The following is a 15,734-nucleotide window of genomic DNA, read 5'->3' as shown; positions in this document are numbered from 1 at the left end:
TCGTCTGCCTTGTACCACTTTTAATATTGATTGACTATAAAAGTAGAAAAGATATAAGGAATGCCGCCATTATGAGGTATCACAGACACACTCTCACCTAATGAATTGGCATTAGTATATTCATTTTTGAAATATTAATTGATATTTTTCTTGCTAATAGGAATAGATTAAATGACTTTCTTAAATCAATAAATTCTCTAATACACGCTAACATATCCCAAAATTAGGGTGTGCTAGCATGTCTTAAGATAATTAATCGTATATCAATAATTCACAATATTTAAAAAGAGTAAGCATACTATGAAACTATAAGACAGAGTGGCGATTATATTTGGTGGCACTTCAGGGTTGGGCGAGGCGACGGCAAAGGCGTTTGCTAATGAAGGTGCTAAAGTCGTCGTCACAGGACGCGATGAGGTGGCGGCGCTATTATTTAGGTCGCAAATAGCTTTAGTAGTTGCAAATATGATCGTCAATCATAAAAAAAAGCCCTCTTTTAAATTAAAGAAAGGGCTTTTTTCATTCAGAAAACACTAAAATTACAGCTGCGTGTGCAGACCACACTCACGGCTTTCTTCTACCTTAGTTGGATCAAAGTAGTCATGCTCGTTTGGTAGGTTGTTTTCTTCTAGATACACATCCAAATCTGCATCGGTTTTTTCAAACAATGGCGCTACTTTCAATACGCCATCTTTTGATAAGCTAAGTACATCAAGACCTTGGCGGAATTCTGTTTGGTCTTTACGAATCGCGTTAAACCATACGTCAGGCTTTAGCTCAGCAAGGGCGCGGCGGAATGGCTCAAGTTTCACTTGTTCAGTGAACTCGCCATGTTGCGGGTTGTCAATGCCTGGGATACCATTCATGGTTGAATCACGGTGTGCAGCGGTTTGTTTTGGGATATACGTCACAACGTTGAGATCAAGATCACGAATCAATTTGTTGGCAAATTGATAGGTCGCATCGGTGTTATAGCCTGAATCTACCCACAATACTGTGATGTCAGGGCGCTGCTTGGCAACCAAATGCAAGATAGCAGACTCATATGGGCGAAAGTTGGTGGTGATGATTGGGTTTTTGGCTTGCGTCAGCGCCCACGCTACAATCTCTTCTGGTGATTTACCTTGCAAATCTTGGTTTGCTTGGTCGATATCTAGGTTTGGGTGTAATTGGCTCATAATATATTCCTTAATAATTGTTAATATAAAAATGGTTCTTTAATATCGAGTTTAGGTTTTTGAGAACATCGGTAATGCTGAAGCGTCTCGACCATCATAGCTACTGGCTAGGGCAGTGAAGGCTTGGCTAATATCAGATTTAGCATCATGCTCATTGAGTACAAAGCTAGTAGCACCAGCGCGCAGCAAATAAGCAATTTGATCACGACCAAACGCGCCTGCCATACGAATATCACCTTCATAACCAAGCTGACGCAGGGTCTGTGCAAAACTAAAACCGCGACCGTCCGCAAAACTTGGGACATGAATGACGATCAAGTCTTGCGTCAATAAAAAGTCTTTTACATCAGGCAGATCATCAGCATCGGTGTTGGACGTGATCCACACACCCAATCGGCTGCTGTGCTGCTTGAGGATATCCAATACTTGCGCGAGCAAACCGTTTGCCAGTTTTCCATCAGCATTTAATAAATCTGCTAATGGGACAAGTACATCAACTTTTTCTTGTTTGTGTAACAGCTCAAGTAAGGTCAGGTTTGATAACGCGATACCGTCAGGCAGCTGCGCTGTCACTAGCGCTTGCCAAGTATCTTCGCCACTGATGTCTGCGCCATGGCTATCGAGCACATGATGATTAGCCATAGACCTTCTCCTTAAAGGGGGCGATACCAACGCGGTCAATCACGTCACCAAAACCCTCAACATCTTGTTCGTTAGTGCCGCGTATATCGAGATACACATCTAAAATGGTTTGTAAGGTGCTGGCCACATCATCCGCTGGCACCGCTTTTCCTAAGATTTTGCCCAATTTGGCGTCATTACTAGAGTTACCGCCAAGGCTAATCTGATACCAGTGCTCGCCTTTTTTATCCACACCCAAGATACCGATATCACCTGTGTGATGATGGGCGCAAGCATTCATGCAGCCTGACATGTTTAGGCGAATATCACCAAGATCATACAAGTAATCCAAATCATCGAACTGCTTTTCGATTTGCTCAGCGATATTGTGCGTAGTCGCATTGGCCAGTGAGCAATAATCCCAACCTGGGCAGACAATCATGTCGGTTAAGGTGTTGATATTGGCGCGTGCTAAATGCAGGTCTGATAGCTGCTGCCACAATTCATAAAGCTCATTGGTTTGCACATCAGCGAATACCAGATTTTGCTGATACGTACCGCGCAATTCACCAAAGCTATAACGATCAGACAAATCGGCAAGCGCATCCATTTGCGCATCGCTCAAGTCACCTGATGGCACATAACGACCGTCCACCAGTCCGGCTTTTAAAGAGATTACGACCGCACGGTAACCGTCCACCTTATGTGCCACAGTATTCTGGTTATACCAATTGGCAAAGTCTTTATCAGCGTTTAGTTGTTGTTGTAACTCAGACTGTACTGCGAGCGCATCAAATGATTGATAATCAGGCATGCTAAAGTAGCTGGCAGCGGTGTCAAAATTGTCATCCGTCAAGGTCAGCGGACCGTCTTTGGTGTGCGCCTCCCACTCAGCTTCTACCAGTTTGGCAAACTGATCGCCGCCTAAGCTGTCGACCAAAATCTTGATACGGGCTTTGTATTTATTGTCACGACGACCATGCAAATTATAGACGCGCAAAATCGCATCAAGATAACTGAGCAAATGCTCGCGCGGTAAGAACTTGCGAATTGTTTTACCAATAATAGGCGTACGTCCTAAGCCACCACCAACGATCACTTCAAAGCCAAGCTCGCCTGCGTCATTGGTAACGACGTGCAGACCCACATCATGTACTTGCGTTGCCGCACGATCCGCTTCGGTACCGATGACTGCAATTTTAAATTTACGTGGTAAAAAAGCAAACTCAGGGTGGAAGGTTGACCACTGACGAATGATTTCGCAATAAGGACGTGGATCAGCGATTTCTTCCTTATGGATACCAGCGTAAGGATCGGTTGTGGTATTACGAATACAGTTGCCTGAGGTTTGGATGGCATGCATCTGTACCGTTGCCAATTCTGCCAAAATGTCTGGCACTTCTTCTAGTTTTGGCCAGTTCAGCTGAATATTGGTACGAGTCGTGAAATGCCCGTAGCCTTTGTCGTATTTGCGGGTAATCTCAGCCAATTTGCGTAGCTGATAGCTGGCAAGCAAGCCGTAAGGAATGGCAATACGGAGCATCGGTGCATAACGCTGGATATACAAGCCGTTTTGCAATCGCAGTGGCAAAAACTGCTCTTCTGGCAGCTCACCTGCCAAAAATCGTGCGGTTTGGTCGCGAAATTGGGCAACTCGTTCGTCTACTAACGTCTGGTCAGCGTAATTATATTGATACATGACGTAATCTCAGTTTTGTTTTTGGTCTTAAAAGCAGCGATGGCAGCAATCTAATATCTGTGCTCGTAGGTGATAGACTTTACCACAAATCGCAATTTAAACAATTCAGGGTCACATCATATAAGCTTCTATCTATAAACATAAATTCCTTTCAGACATATCCATATCCAAACACAGCATAAATTTTCATAACGAAAGTTAGGTAGCCTATGCTTATCAAATTTAACGCCTGATCACTAGTACGCTACTTCTTATCTATCGACGGCTTTCTTCTCAGTTTTGTATATTTAATCACTTTCGTATTTTTGCTCATCTCTTCCAACCATTCTTTCTAATAAGAGGTTTTAATAACGATATGTCTCAGACCCAGATTCAGACCCAAAGTCAAACTCAAACCCAAGCAAAGCTGGTTCCACCACATGGTAGTGCCGAGCTAAAGCCACTGTTGTTAGAAGGCGAAGCACGCGAGCAAGCCCTAGAGCTTGCCAGCACCTTACCAACCATTACCTTAAGCTCACGCGAGCGTGGTGATCTGATCATGTTCGGTATTGGCGGCTTTACACCATTAAATGGCTTTATGAATAAAGCTGATTGGCAAGGTGTGGTTGATAACATGCGCTTGCAAAGTGGGGATAATAAAGGTTTGTTTTGGCCCATTCCGATCACCTTGTCTGCACCAAAAGCGACGGCGGATAGTTTGAGTCAAGGCGACAAAGTCGCATTGGTCGCACAAGATGGCGAAGTTATGGGCATCTTAACAGTAGAAGAGACCTATACCATTGATAAAGAACACGAGTGTCAGCAAGTATTTACCACCACAGATCCAGAGCATCCAGGCGTCCAGCAAGTATTGGATCAAGATGAGGTTAATGTTGCAGGTAGCGTAGAAGTACTGAGCGAGGGCGAATTCCCAACGCGTTATCCTGGTATCTATAAAACGCCCGCGCAAACGCGTCAAATCTTTGAAGAGAAAAACTGGAAGACTGTGGCGGCTTTCCAAACGCGTAACCCGATGCACCGCTCACATGAATATCTGGCCAAAATCGCAATTGAGATCTGCGATGGTGTGATGATTCATTCATTGCTCGGCGCACTAAAACCAGGTGATATTCCAGCAGAAGTGCGTCAAGAAGCCATCAAAACCTTGATTGATAATTACTTCAAACAAGACACGGTGATTCAAGCAGGTTATCCATTAGATATGCGTTATGCTGGTCCACGTGAAGCCTTATTACACGCGTTATTCCGCCAAAACTATGGCTGTAGTCATCTGATCGTTGGTCGCGATCATGCTGGTGTGGGCGATTACTATGGCGCGTTTGATGCGCAAACCATTTTTGAACAGGTTGGCAAAGACGATCTCATCACCCAGCCGCTAAAAATTGGCTGGACGTTCTGGTGTAATGCTTGTAATGCGATGGCATCTGACAAGACTTGCCCGCATGACGCGTCTGAACACGTTAAAGTATCAGGTACCAAGCTGCGTAAAGCGCTGTCAGAAGACATGGAAGTACCAGAGAACTTTAGCCGTCCAGAAGTGCTTGAGATACTACGTAACTACTACGGTAGCATCGCTCGTGAAGAACGTGCTGAGATCAAACTCACGGGCGCCTCTGCGGTGTAAACCCTAGCGTGTCAGCATAAAAAATCAGTGCTACATTAATAATAAAAAAGGTGTCAGACTTATGGTCTGGCACCTTTTTGTTTTTATCATCTTTAGCATCTCTCACCGCAGTTAGCGTGAGCTATCAAATCGCTAAATCTTCTACCAGCTTTTGATACTCTCCCGCAAGTGAGCCACCGCCTGAGCAAAAATAATTCAGCGCATATTTATCTGGGCTATCAATCGTCAGCATATTGTCTTTAAATTGAAAAAAGACGGTGCTGTCATTTGCCTGTGCCTGAAAAATTGTACCGTGTGCCGCGTCTTGCCCCATTAATATCGCCTTACCATCAAACTGACAAGTCTGTTTTTTGATATCGCTACGTGAGCGAACTTTTATATCGATTTGTTGGTCACTCTCTGCACGCACCATGACGCCAACCCAGTCATAGCCTTGTGCGCGTTTGTCATAATCTGCAGAAGCATAATCACCAGAAATATAGTCTTTCATAACATCCACTGGAATTGAATGAACCGCTACAGCATTGTTCGCAGAACTCTTCACCGCGGGCGTCACATTATGACAACCCGTTACGGCAGCTAGGGTAGTGGCTATCAATGTTAATGCTGCAATAGAATGAAAGCGATGGGACGAAAGAGTCATAAAAAGGCCTTTGGTTAAATAAGACGGTAAAATGGATATAGCATTGGCGCATGGGCCCTACCATATAGAATGAGGGTACAGCCTAGCTAAATTATAGCCTATTTAATAAGCCTGCCTGCAATGATTTACCTCACGTTCATCATAACCTCGTACGAGCACATGCTAAGTGCTTATGCCAACATTAAGACTTGATAAGCGGATTCGTCACTAAGCGTTTGCTATTTATGCTGCTAGCATAGCTTTCATCATCCGAAAACTGAAATCAACAGAGTAAAAGTCAAAAGAACCAAGCTCAAATGATTGTAAGCCCTATGATGATGGTCAAAATTTTGACAACACGCTTCTACCACCTTTATCGAGAGCATCATGCAAAAAAAATTCCAAAAATTCCGCATGGCTAGCATCCAGCCAACCAATAATAAACACATAAAAGCGCGGGTACTTACCACTAGCGGCATGCTCGCAGCAGCGATCATGATGACAGGCTGTAGCCCAACCGAAGAGGCGCAAAACAAGGCAGCAAACAACGCTAATGGTGAGACGCAGGATGTCAATCTACTCAATGTCTCCTATGATGTATCTCGCGACTTTTATAAAGAATATAACGCGCTATTTAGCACTGACTATCAAAAAGCGCATCCAAACAGCAAAGTAAATATCAATCAGTCGCATGGCGGTTCAAGTAAGCAGGCGCTCTCTGTTGCCAATGGTTTGCAAGCAGATGTGGTCACCTTTAACCAAGAAAGTGATATGAATCTGTTGGTGGAAAAAGGTCTGGTCGCTTCTGATTGGCAGCAGGCACTACCCAATAATGCTGTGCCGTACACCAGCACTATGGTGCTACTGGTTCGTGCAGGTAATCCAAAAAACATTCAGGATTGGTCAGATTTAGCCCGTAACGATATCGATGTGGTCACGCCCAATCCCAAGACCAGTGGTACAGCGCGTTATGCCTTTTTGGGGGCTTACGGCTATGGCTTGCACCAATTCAAAGAAAACAGTAGCGACAACCCAGTTCAAACCAATGACTTTATCAAAAAGCTATTGGCAAACGTGGTCACTTATGACAATGGCGCACGTGCTGCGACGACCAGTTTTACCCAGCGCGGCCTAGGTGATGTGCTCATCACTACCGAAAATGAGGCGAATTTGGCCGCTCAGCAATTTGCCATGGGTCAGGTCGATATTGTCTATCCCAGTTACTCGATTACGATTGCCAACCCAGTAGCAGTCGTCACGGCAGTGACTGATCAAGCGGGCAAGACCGAAGCGGCAAGTGCCTATCTAAAAGGATTATGGGACAAGCCTGCACAAGAGCTGATGGCAAAAATGTATATGCGTCCGAGTGATGAGCAAATACTTGCCGCCCACAAGGACACATTACCTGATATTGAAACGTTTGAGCCTGTCGCCGTCTTTGGCCCATGGGCAGAGATTATGGATACTTTCTTTGTAGACGGTGGTCGTTTCGATCAGCTGGCAAGTACTAAGTAGTCGTTAATTTCTGGCTTGTAGAATGATCTGTCTTGGCCGTTATCAGTGAAACACGGACAAGATAGATAAGACGTATCCAATGTTAAAATCAGAAAACAGTTGGTTATGTGTATATAATTTTCATAAATTATTGATATGATTGGCTTTGCCTGCTTGTTATTCCCTTTTGGCAATAACATACGCATATTCATCATTAAACATAATAAGATGGCGCTGTTAGCATACTTGCATTACACAACAGACATCTTTGAGGTATTTATGACAGACGTAGCTCGTTATCAACAAAAGAGTAAAACCCTTAGTGCCTTGAGCATTGCTGGCGTTGCTCTGACATTGGGTCTAGCTGGCTGTAGCAACAGTGAGACGACTGAGGCGGCAGCTGACGGTTCAGCGACGACAGAAGGGCAGAATATTGAGCTACTCAATGTCTCATACGATGTGGCACGTGACTTCTATAAAGACTACAACCCTTTGTTTGTTGAGCATTATAAAGCTGAGCATCCAGACAGCAAGATTCTAATCAAGCAGTCACATGGCGGCTCAAGCAAACAGGCATTGTCTGTGGCTAATGGTCTACAAGCCGATGTTGCCACCATGAACCAAGGCTCTGATATCGAGCTACTTGAGAAAAAAGGCTTGGTTGAGTCAGATTGGGAAAGCAAATTCCCTGACAACGCAGTGCCGTTTACCAGTACGATCGTATTTTTGGTACGTAAAGACAATCCAGAAAATATCAAAGACTGGGAAGATTTGACCAAAGACGGTGTTGAGATTGTCATGGCCAATCCAAAGGTCACAGGTAACGGTCGTTATGCATTCTTAGGCGCCTACGGTTATGGTCTACATGCTTTTAATCAAGATGAAACAAAAGCTCAAGGCTACGTCAAAGACATGCTAAAAAATGTCAAAGTCTATGAAAACGGCGGACGTGCCGCGACAACGACTTTCGTACAGCGCGGTATCGGTGATGTATTGGTCACTTTTGAAAACGAGGCCAACCTTGCAGCGACTGATTTTGGTGCGGGTCAAGTAGATATCGTTTATCCAAAATACTCAATCAAATCAGAAAGCCCTGTGGCAGTTGTGAAGACGGTAACAGACAAAAAAGGTACCACAGACGCGGCCAAAGCGTATCTTGATTACTTGTGGAGTGAGCCTGCTCAGCAACTAGCAGCCGATTTATACTTACGTCCTAGCGTTAAGAGCGTTCTTGACAAAAACAGTGACAAATTGCCACCTGTTGAGACTTTCCGCCCGAACGATGCCTTTGGCACATGGGATGAGATCATGAGCACCTACTTCAGTGATGGCGGTGTGTTTGATCAGTTGGCTGTTAATGCGCCGCAGTAATCGCCTGCTACGTATATAAGAACTGCTAGTGCGCTAACCGCTAAAACTGGTTGAAGCAGTTAATCGTACAGTCAGTCATTAAGCACCCCATAAAGGACATGGTCGTATGCACTATGTCCTTTATATTGTAAGCCGACCAATAATAATTTTAATAACAGTTGTGATAATAATGGTCTTACGTTGAGCACCCTCGCTAAGTACCATCAGTTAGGCAATAGGACATCACTATGAGTGCAACATCTTCTTCTGCCAGCAAACCCACCAACAAAAAAGGGTGGTTGACACGCTTGCGTCAGCGCAATGTGCTACCTGGGTTTGGTCTGAGCATGGGCATCACTGTCTTTAGTTTGTCATTACTAGTGGTGCTACCGTTTGCCATGATGGCCTATACCACAACTCAGATGGGTTGGACGGGTTTTTGGGAAACCATCACCCAGCCGCAAGTCACTGCTGCAATTAAGCTCAGCTTATGGATGTCGTTTTTGGCGATGCTGACCAATATGGTCTTTGGTACACTGGTTGCGTGGGTACTTGTCCGCTATGAGTTTTGGGGTAAGTCGTTAATTAATGCCCTGGTTGATTTGCCATTTGCACTACCAACCGCCGTTACAGGTATCTCGCTTGCGACGCTATATGCGCCTAATGGCTTGATTGGTCAATGGTTTGCCAAGTTCGATATTCAGGTCGCCTTTACGCCGATAGGTATTTGGCTGGCATTGGTTGTGGTGAGCTTTCCCTTTATCGTCCGTGCAGTACAACCAGTACTCGCAGAGCTATCGGTTGAGTTTGAAGAAGCCGCAGCCGTATTGGGTGCCAATCGCTTAACCACTTTTCGTAAAGTGATTTTGCCAGAACTACTGCCTGCACTACTAATGGGTGCAGGTATGATGTTTGCCCGTGCTACTGGCGAGTATGGCTCCGTTATTTTTATCGCAGGTAATATTCCGATGCAGTCTGAGATTTTGCCGCTCATCATTATCAGTAAACTTGAGCAGTTCGATGTTCAAGGCGCTTCTGCGGTTGCGCTGTTTATGCTACTCATCTCATTTGTGATTTTATTGACCATCAATATCATGCAGTGGAAACTGTCGCGCCGCGTAGGAGCTCGCTAATATGCAAATATCTAATAGCTACGACTACCAAAGCAACGCTGCAACCAAAGACACGCCATGGATACGCCGTACCTTTATTGTGATCGCTGTGCTGTTTATGGTCTTAATGCTGGTGGTGCCATTATTGGCTGTGTTTTATGAGGCTTTTAAAAACGGCTGGCAGTTATATCTTGCGTCATTGGTTGACCCTGAGGCATTACAAGCCATCAAACTGACATTGATCACAGCGGCGATTGTTTTACCGATCAACATGGTCATGGGTATTGCGATTGCGTGGTTGGTCACACGCTATCAGTTTAAAGGTAAGCAGCTGGTGACGACGTTACTTGATTTACCATTTTCCGTATCACCTGTCGTTGCCGGTTTGATGTTTGTGCTGCTATTCGGAATGAACTCTACGATTGGTGGCTGGCTTGAGAGCATGGGTTTTCAGGTGATCTATGCAGTACCTGGTATTATTCTAGCGACGCTATTTGTGACCTTTCCGTTTGTTGCACGTGAGCTGATACCATTGATGCAGACACAAGGCGACTCTGAAGAGCAAGCCGCATTAACCTTGGGTGCGACTGGCTGGCAGACCTTTTGGCATGTGACATTGCCTAATATTAAATGGGCGCTGCTGTATGGTTTGATTTTGACCAATGCACGTGCGATGGGCGAGTTTGGTGCGGTCAGTGTGGTATCTGGTCACATTCGCGGTGAGACTAATACCATGCCGCTATTGGTTGAGATTGCCTATAATGATTATAACTTTACCGCTGCATTTGCCTTATCGAGCTTACTTGCCGCACTTGCCTTAGTGACGCTACTGATTCAGCAAGTCATGACCAAAGTACAAGAGCGAAAATTTGCTAAGTCTGAACGTTTGGCGGCTGCCCCTGAGCTACCAGTGAGTGCCAATGCGACGACGTCAACGGCTGAGAGTGCTAGTAAGCTATAAGTTGTTTGGGTAAGTATTCAGGATTGTTCAATCATATTGACACAGTCGTTAAGACATCAGTCTCAATACGACAAAAGATATTATAAGAGATACCATTATGAGCATTGAGATTCGCAACGTTAATAAAAAATTTGGTGACTTTACGGCTTTAGACAATATCAATATTACTGTGCCAACTGGCAAGCTGACGACCTTGCTAGGTCCATCAGGCTGCGGTAAGACCACATTGCTACGTATCATTGCGGGTCTGGAATATGCCGACTCTGGACAGGTACTGTTTGATGAGATGGATGTCACCAATACGCCAGTACAGAAGCGTCATATTGGCTTTATGTTTCAGCATTATGCGTTGTTCCGTCATAAGAACATCGCAGATAACGTTGCCTTTGGATTGACGTTACTACCAAAGAATGAACGTCCTAGCAAAGCGGATATCGATAAGCGCGTGGCAGAGCTGTTAGATCTGGTACAGCTCCCACAAGTTGCCAATGCGTATCCGCACCAACTGTCAGGCGGTCAGCGTCAGCGTATTGCACTAGCACGGGCACTTGCGGTCAAGCCAAAGCTACTATTGCTGGATGAGCCATTTGGTGCGTTAGATGCCAAAGTACGTAAAGAGCTGCGCACTTGGCTAAAGAATATCCACCACGAGCTTGGTATCACAAGTATTATGGTGACCCATGATCAAGAAGAAGCCCGCGCCGTCTCTGACGAGATCGTCGTCATGAATCAAGGTAGAGTAGAGCAGGTAGGAACGTCAGAGGAGCTGATACACCAGCCAGCTAATGCCTTTATCAGCGACTTCTTAGATTTGGCTTAGCGGCTCAGCTTTTATCTCACTGTCATTCATAACTGATGAGACAAAAAAAATCCTACTTAGGTAGGATTTTTTTTTGGCTTGTTGAATCATACAGAATGCAATTAACTACACTTGTCTATCTATAACATTTAAGCAAGTCTCGATTCATCTTTATCTGAATCACTTGGAGAGAGTTGATCATAAGTGATATTCAAGATGTCTTGACACCATTCTGGTAAGTCATCAGCGACTTCATACCACATCCATGTACCGTCACGTACACAGCTTAAGATACCCAGTTTTTTCAAATGGTTCAAATGACGCGATATCGTTGGTTGCGGTTGATCAAGCATGTCTACCAAATCACCCACGCAACGTGCTTCTTTTTTAAAAAGAATTTGAAATATTTTTAGGCGTGTTTGATCAGATAGGACTTTGAACAAATCGATAGGTCGTATCGTAAAATTATTATCAGACATAGGAAAATTCCAATGGACTTCGTTTATAGGGGTTCAATATAATAGCAGTTATCTAGAAAATCGATTAAAAAATAAGCAAAATTACAGTTCGTCGTTAATTTACTACCTTCTATAATATTCGGTTACATGGACGCTTATAGCCACTTACATAGGTGAATGGTGCGAAATACAACTGTACCATCACGACCAAAAAAGTTCCGAATGTTATTGAAAATGATAACAATTATCGTTATTATACTGCATGTAATCAGCGTGATGCTAAGCAAGTAGTCGCTATCAAATAGTGGTAATCAGAGGAGCCAATCCATGTACGTATGTATCTGTAATAACGTCAAAGAAAAGCAAATCCAAGCAGCCATTGCTTCTGGTGTAGATACCCTTGATGGTCTAAAAGACACTCTCGACGTTGCAACTTGCTGTGGATGCTGTGAGCCTATGGTCAATGATTACTTAGACGAACATCACGCAGCACTCGATGTCTTAGCGTATGCAGTATAACTACTTTTAGCTTAGTCGATCTTATCTCTAATCCAACCAAATATATTCAATATATTGCATCTATTCTTTTATTATACATAAGGAGTAAATAGCAGGCGTCCATATAACCTCATAGATATGCCAACATCGCTGCTATCAATATGTATCAAGTATCGTAACTGACAACTGTAGCTAATTACAATTCTCAATTAGCATCTTATTCTTAGTTCACAACATTACATGCCACGTGACGACTGTATGCTACTATATCTGTCAAAGATTGTAAGACGTTTTATTGATTTGACCCTTTACTGATCAGTTTACGTATTTAGGTATCTTTATATATAAAAATATGAATATATAGATCGGCAAAAACATATAGAGGAGTGTGCATTATGAAAGGCAGTCAAAAAGTTATTGATTATTTAAATTTCTTGTTAGGCGGCGAGCTGGCGGCACGTGACCAGTATTTTATTCACTCAGAGATGTATGCTGAATGGCATTATGGCAAATTGTACGATCGTATCCATCATGAAATGGAAGACGAAACACTACACGCACAAGCAATTATTCGTCGCATTCTCATGCTGAGTGGTACACCTAACATGACGATCGATCAGGTCAATATCGGCAGCACGGTTCCTGAGATGCTACAGATTGATCTTGATTTAGAATATAAAGTACAAAAACATCTAAAAGAAGGCATTGCGCTTTGTGAAGCAGAGCACGACTATGTCACACGTGAGATGCTTGTTGAGCAGCTAAAAGATACGGAAGAAGACCATGCGCATTGGCTTGAACAACAGTTACGCTTAATTGACATGATTGGTCTGCCTAATTATCTACAGACCCAGATGGCTGAAGTCACTCCTAATCTTGTTTGATATCATCATAGATACGAATAAAAACTATAGTATTTAATATAAATAAGAAAGGGAGAGAGATTATGAAAGGGGATAAAGAGGTCATTCGTGCATTAAACAAGGTACTTGGTCAATCATTAATTGCGATTAACCAGTATTTCTTGCACGCACGTATCGTCCGTCATTGGGGCTTAGAAGCGCTTAACGACTCACTTTATAAGCAGTCTATCGCTGAGATGAAATGGTCAGATGATTTGATTGCGCGTATCTTGCTGTTAGGTGGTTTACCTAACTTACAGGAATTGGGTAAGGTATTGGTCGGCGAGGATGTGCCAGAAGTGATTGATTGCAACTTGCGTTTAGAAAAACAAAAATTCAGTATCATTACGGATGCGATTACCCTATGCGAGACAAAGTCTGACTATGTGTCTCGTCACCTACTGGTTACGATAAAAGATGGTAATGAAGAATACCAGGATTGGCTAGAGACGCAAGAAGATTTGATAGAAAGTATGGGTGCAGAACGCTATATTCAATCACAAATCAGTGATGATGACGAGCCATAAGTAATTTGTCTTAATTAGCATTCGTCTCAATCAGCAATGAAACAAACTTGCCAGCGTGTGATTGGTTTTTAACCAAAATACACGCTGGCTTTTTACGTTTAGAAACCACTAAAGGCTTATATGCGGCAATCAGCTTTTAAGTATTTACCGAGGTAGTTAGTACAAACCACGCCCATCTTCTGGTTTTAACCGTAAAAAGCCCAATCCTGAGAGAATAGTAAAGCCGCCCAGTATCCAATAAGTGACCTGAAAAGCAAGTAAGGTATCTACTTGAAATCGATCACGTAACAAGTTGAGCAGTGCGGCACCAAAGGCAATACCCAATCCGATTGCCATTTGCTGATTGACGGCCATTAAGCTGTTGCCACTACTGGTCTGTGCCCCTTGTAGATCGCCGATAGTGATGGTATTCATGGCACTGAACTGGATTGAGTTACAAACACCAATCACAATCAGCACCGGAATCATCCATGGCCACTGCGCCGCATCTGAGAACAGTCCCAGTACAATAATCAGTAAACCCAAAATAAGGGTGTTGTATACCAATACCACGCGGTAGCTGTAACGCTGGATAATTTTGCTAACAAAGGGTTTTATCCCAAGTGCACCAACTGCAATGGGTGCTAATAACCAGCCTGCCTGCGAAGGTGTGTATTCAAACATGACTTGTAATAGTAATGGTAATAAAAAAGGCACGGCACTGATGCCAATACGCGTGGATAGATTGCCAGTAATACCAATACGAAAAGTGGGCACATTAAAGAGTGTCAAAGAAAATAGCGGCGCAACATGGCGTTTGGCATGCCATACATAGGCCAGTAAAAAACCAATCGATGCGGCAGCTAGCAATAGCGCATTGTAACCGTGCCCCACTTTTGAACCCATCTCAACTGCCAAGGTTAAGGCGCACGCACCCAATGCAAACAGCCCAAAACCGACCCAGTCTAAAGACTGCTTATCCCCAAACAGCGCAGGTATGAGTTTTTTGCCAATGACAAACCCCACCACACCCATCGGAATATTGATCAAAAATATCCAGTGCCAGCTGGCATATTGGACCAAATACCCGCCAAGCAAGGGTCCAACCAGCGGCGCGACCAAGGCAGGAATCACTGCAAAATTCATTACCGTCAATAACTGATTACGCGGGTAGGACTTGACCAAAATCAAACGCCCAACTGGGGTCATCATAGCGCCGCCAATGCCTTGTATCACCCGTGATGCGACCAAAAAATTTAAAGTAGAGGCCATCGCGCACAGCAGTGAGCCGATGCAAAATATCACAATAGCAGAGAGAAAAACGCGGCGCGTACCGTATTTGTCTGCCAAAAACCCACTAATTGGAATAAAAATTGCCAAGGTCAATGCATAGCTGATAACGGCCCACTGCATTTTTAACGGTGACTCATCTACTGCCAAGGCCATCTGCGGCAGTGCGGTGTTCAGGATAGTGGCATCCAGAATTTGCATGAATAGCGCCACTGCTAACACATAGGGTAGGTATTTATTTTGAGCTGGGGTGAGCGTCAGCATGTCAATCCCATTGGATATCTTATTATAAAATCGTGAGGTTCGCGTCTTTACGAACAGATTGCGCGATATAAGTTGAGTAGTATAAGAAAGCTTAGAGGGTAATTAAAGTGCCTCAAGGTAACGAAGCATTATGGCGGGCTTGGGTCATTGAGTGGTATGTCATTAATCACAGCAAAATCGTAACATTGATTACAAGAGAAGACTTTAATATCAGCAGAGGTTATCGTTATAGTAAAGCCTAGCTAACAAATAGCATGGTAATTAATAGAGAAATTAGCATGGCTATAGTGAATTCAGTATAAAAACGATACAGTGGGACTGGGATAAATTTTTCGCAGCATCGAGCAGCCTAGGCA

The 15,734-nt window shown here is 43.8% G+C and carries 15 protein-coding genes and 1 pseudogene; 10 read left to right on the top strand and 6 right to left on the bottom strand.

The window, feature by feature from the left end:
• The first annotated feature begins 318 nt into the window (after nucleotides 1-318).
• Nucleotides 319-537, top strand: coding sequence for an SDR family NAD(P)-dependent oxidoreductase (locus tag B3V51_RS09815; RefSeq protein ID WP_286708329.1), 219 nt, complete (start codon nucleotides 319-321; stop codon nucleotides 535-537).
• A 2-nt stretch (nucleotides 538-539) separates the two neighbouring features.
• Here B3V51_RS09815 and B3V51_RS09810 read toward each other — a convergent pair whose 3' ends face one another.
• The 3 genes from B3V51_RS09810 to B3V51_RS09800 are packed head-to-tail and all read right to left on the bottom strand — an operon-like array spanning nucleotide 540 to nucleotide 3,498.
• Nucleotides 540-1,178, bottom strand: coding sequence for a phosphoadenosine phosphosulfate reductase family protein (locus B3V51_RS09810; protein ID WP_212563538.1), 639 nt, complete (start codon nucleotides 1,176-1,178; stop codon nucleotides 540-542).
• 51 nt (nucleotides 1,179-1,229) lie between these two features.
• Entirely contained in the window at nucleotides 1,230-1,820 is a 591-nt protein-coding gene (locus B3V51_RS09805) for a DUF934 domain-containing protein (protein WP_212563539.1), read from the bottom strand.
• Nucleotides 1,813-3,498, bottom strand: a complete 1,686-nt coding sequence (locus B3V51_RS09800; RefSeq protein WP_212563540.1) for a nitrite/sulfite reductase — start codon at nucleotides 3,496-3,498, stop codon at nucleotides 1,813-1,815. Before B3V51_RS09800 ends, B3V51_RS09805 begins: the two co-directional genes overlap by 8 nt.
• A gap of 355 nt (nucleotides 3,499-3,853) precedes the next feature.
• Between B3V51_RS09800 and sat the strand changes: the two genes are divergently transcribed.
• On the top strand, nucleotides 3,854-5,122 hold the full coding sequence (gene sat, locus B3V51_RS09795) for a sulfate adenylyltransferase (RefSeq protein ID WP_212563541.1): 1,269 nt from the start codon (nucleotides 3,854-3,856) through the stop codon (nucleotides 5,120-5,122).
• 124 nt (nucleotides 5,123-5,246) lie between these two features.
• Here sat and B3V51_RS09790 read toward each other — a convergent pair whose 3' ends face one another.
• Nucleotides 5,247-5,765 carry a hypothetical protein gene (locus B3V51_RS09790; protein WP_212563542.1) on the bottom strand — a complete coding sequence of 173 codons (519 nt, stop codon included), beginning with the start codon at nucleotides 5,763-5,765 and terminating at the stop codon, nucleotides 5,247-5,249.
• Nucleotides 5,766-6,131: 366 nt separating this feature from the next.
• Between B3V51_RS09790 and B3V51_RS09785 the strand changes: the two genes are divergently transcribed.
• From B3V51_RS09785 to B3V51_RS09765, 5 genes and pseudogenes are all read left to right on the top strand, one after another.
• Nucleotides 6,132-7,259 (top strand): sulfate ABC transporter substrate-binding protein, encoded by a 1,128-nt coding sequence (locus tag B3V51_RS09785; protein ID WP_286708328.1) that lies wholly within the window; start codon nucleotides 6,132-6,134, stop codon nucleotides 7,257-7,259.
• A gap of 258 nt (nucleotides 7,260-7,517) precedes the next feature.
• Nucleotides 7,518-8,609, top strand: a complete 1,092-nt coding sequence (locus B3V51_RS09780) for a sulfate ABC transporter substrate-binding protein (RefSeq protein ID WP_093071053.1) — start codon at nucleotides 7,518-7,520, stop codon at nucleotides 8,607-8,609.
• Nucleotides 8,610-8,836: 227 nt separating this feature from the next.
• Nucleotides 8,837-9,721, top strand: coding sequence for a sulfate ABC transporter permease subunit CysT (gene cysT, locus B3V51_RS09775; RefSeq protein ID WP_071001578.1), 885 nt, complete (start codon nucleotides 8,837-8,839; stop codon nucleotides 9,719-9,721).
• A 1-nt stretch (nucleotide 9,722) separates the two neighbouring features.
• On the top strand, nucleotides 9,723-10,661 hold the full coding sequence (gene cysW, locus B3V51_RS09770) for a sulfate ABC transporter permease subunit CysW (protein ID WP_093071030.1): 939 nt from the start codon (nucleotides 9,723-9,725) through the stop codon (nucleotides 10,659-10,661).
• A gap of 97 nt (nucleotides 10,662-10,758) precedes the next feature.
• A pseudogene (locus B3V51_RS09765) lies at nucleotides 10,759-11,478 on the top strand (sulfate/molybdate ABC transporter ATP-binding protein); the annotation flags it as partial.
• Between the two features lie 131 nt (nucleotides 11,479-11,609).
• Here B3V51_RS09765 and B3V51_RS09760 read toward each other — a convergent pair.
• Nucleotides 11,610-11,939 (bottom strand): ArsR/SmtB family transcription factor, encoded by a 330-nt coding sequence (locus B3V51_RS09760; RefSeq protein ID WP_071001576.1) that lies wholly within the window; start codon nucleotides 11,937-11,939, stop codon nucleotides 11,610-11,612.
• 306 nt (nucleotides 11,940-12,245) lie between these two features.
• On the opposite strand from B3V51_RS09760, the gene B3V51_RS09755 reads away from it, so the two are divergent.
• The 3 genes from B3V51_RS09755 to bfr (B3V51_RS09745) all read left to right on the top strand — a co-directional run bounded on the left by B3V51_RS09755 (nucleotide 12,246) and on the right by bfr (B3V51_RS09745) (nucleotide 13,845).
• A complete protein-coding gene (locus B3V51_RS09755; protein ID WP_058025142.1) occupies nucleotides 12,246-12,437 on the top strand; it encodes a (2Fe-2S)-binding protein in 192 nt (63 codons plus the stop codon).
• Between the two features lie 374 nt (nucleotides 12,438-12,811).
• Nucleotides 12,812-13,300, top strand: a complete 489-nt coding sequence (bfr, locus tag B3V51_RS09750) for a bacterioferritin (RefSeq protein ID WP_093071032.1) — start codon at nucleotides 12,812-12,814, stop codon at nucleotides 13,298-13,300.
• A 62-nt stretch (nucleotides 13,301-13,362) separates the two neighbouring features.
• The gene (gene bfr / locus B3V51_RS09745; protein WP_071001574.1) at nucleotides 13,363-13,845 is read left to right on the top strand and encodes a bacterioferritin; all 483 of its coding nucleotides are present in this window, start codon (nucleotides 13,363-13,365) and stop codon (nucleotides 13,843-13,845) included.
• Between the two features lie 156 nt (nucleotides 13,846-14,001).
• Here the strand turns inward: bfr (B3V51_RS09745) and B3V51_RS09740 are convergent, their stop codons facing one another.
• The gene (locus tag B3V51_RS09740; RefSeq protein WP_286708327.1) at nucleotides 14,002-15,378 is read right to left on the bottom strand and encodes a DHA2 family efflux MFS transporter permease subunit; all 1,377 of its coding nucleotides are present in this window, start codon (nucleotides 15,376-15,378) and stop codon (nucleotides 14,002-14,004) included.
• Between the last annotated feature and the right edge of the window lie 356 nt (nucleotides 15,379-15,734).

Source organism: Psychrobacter sp. UBA2514 (genome assembly GCF_002341255.1).
In the GTDB taxonomy this organism is placed as follows: Bacteria; Pseudomonadota; Gammaproteobacteria; order Pseudomonadales; family Moraxellaceae; genus Psychrobacter; species Psychrobacter pacificensis.
This window is presented reverse-complemented; position numbering and strand designations above follow the sequence as displayed.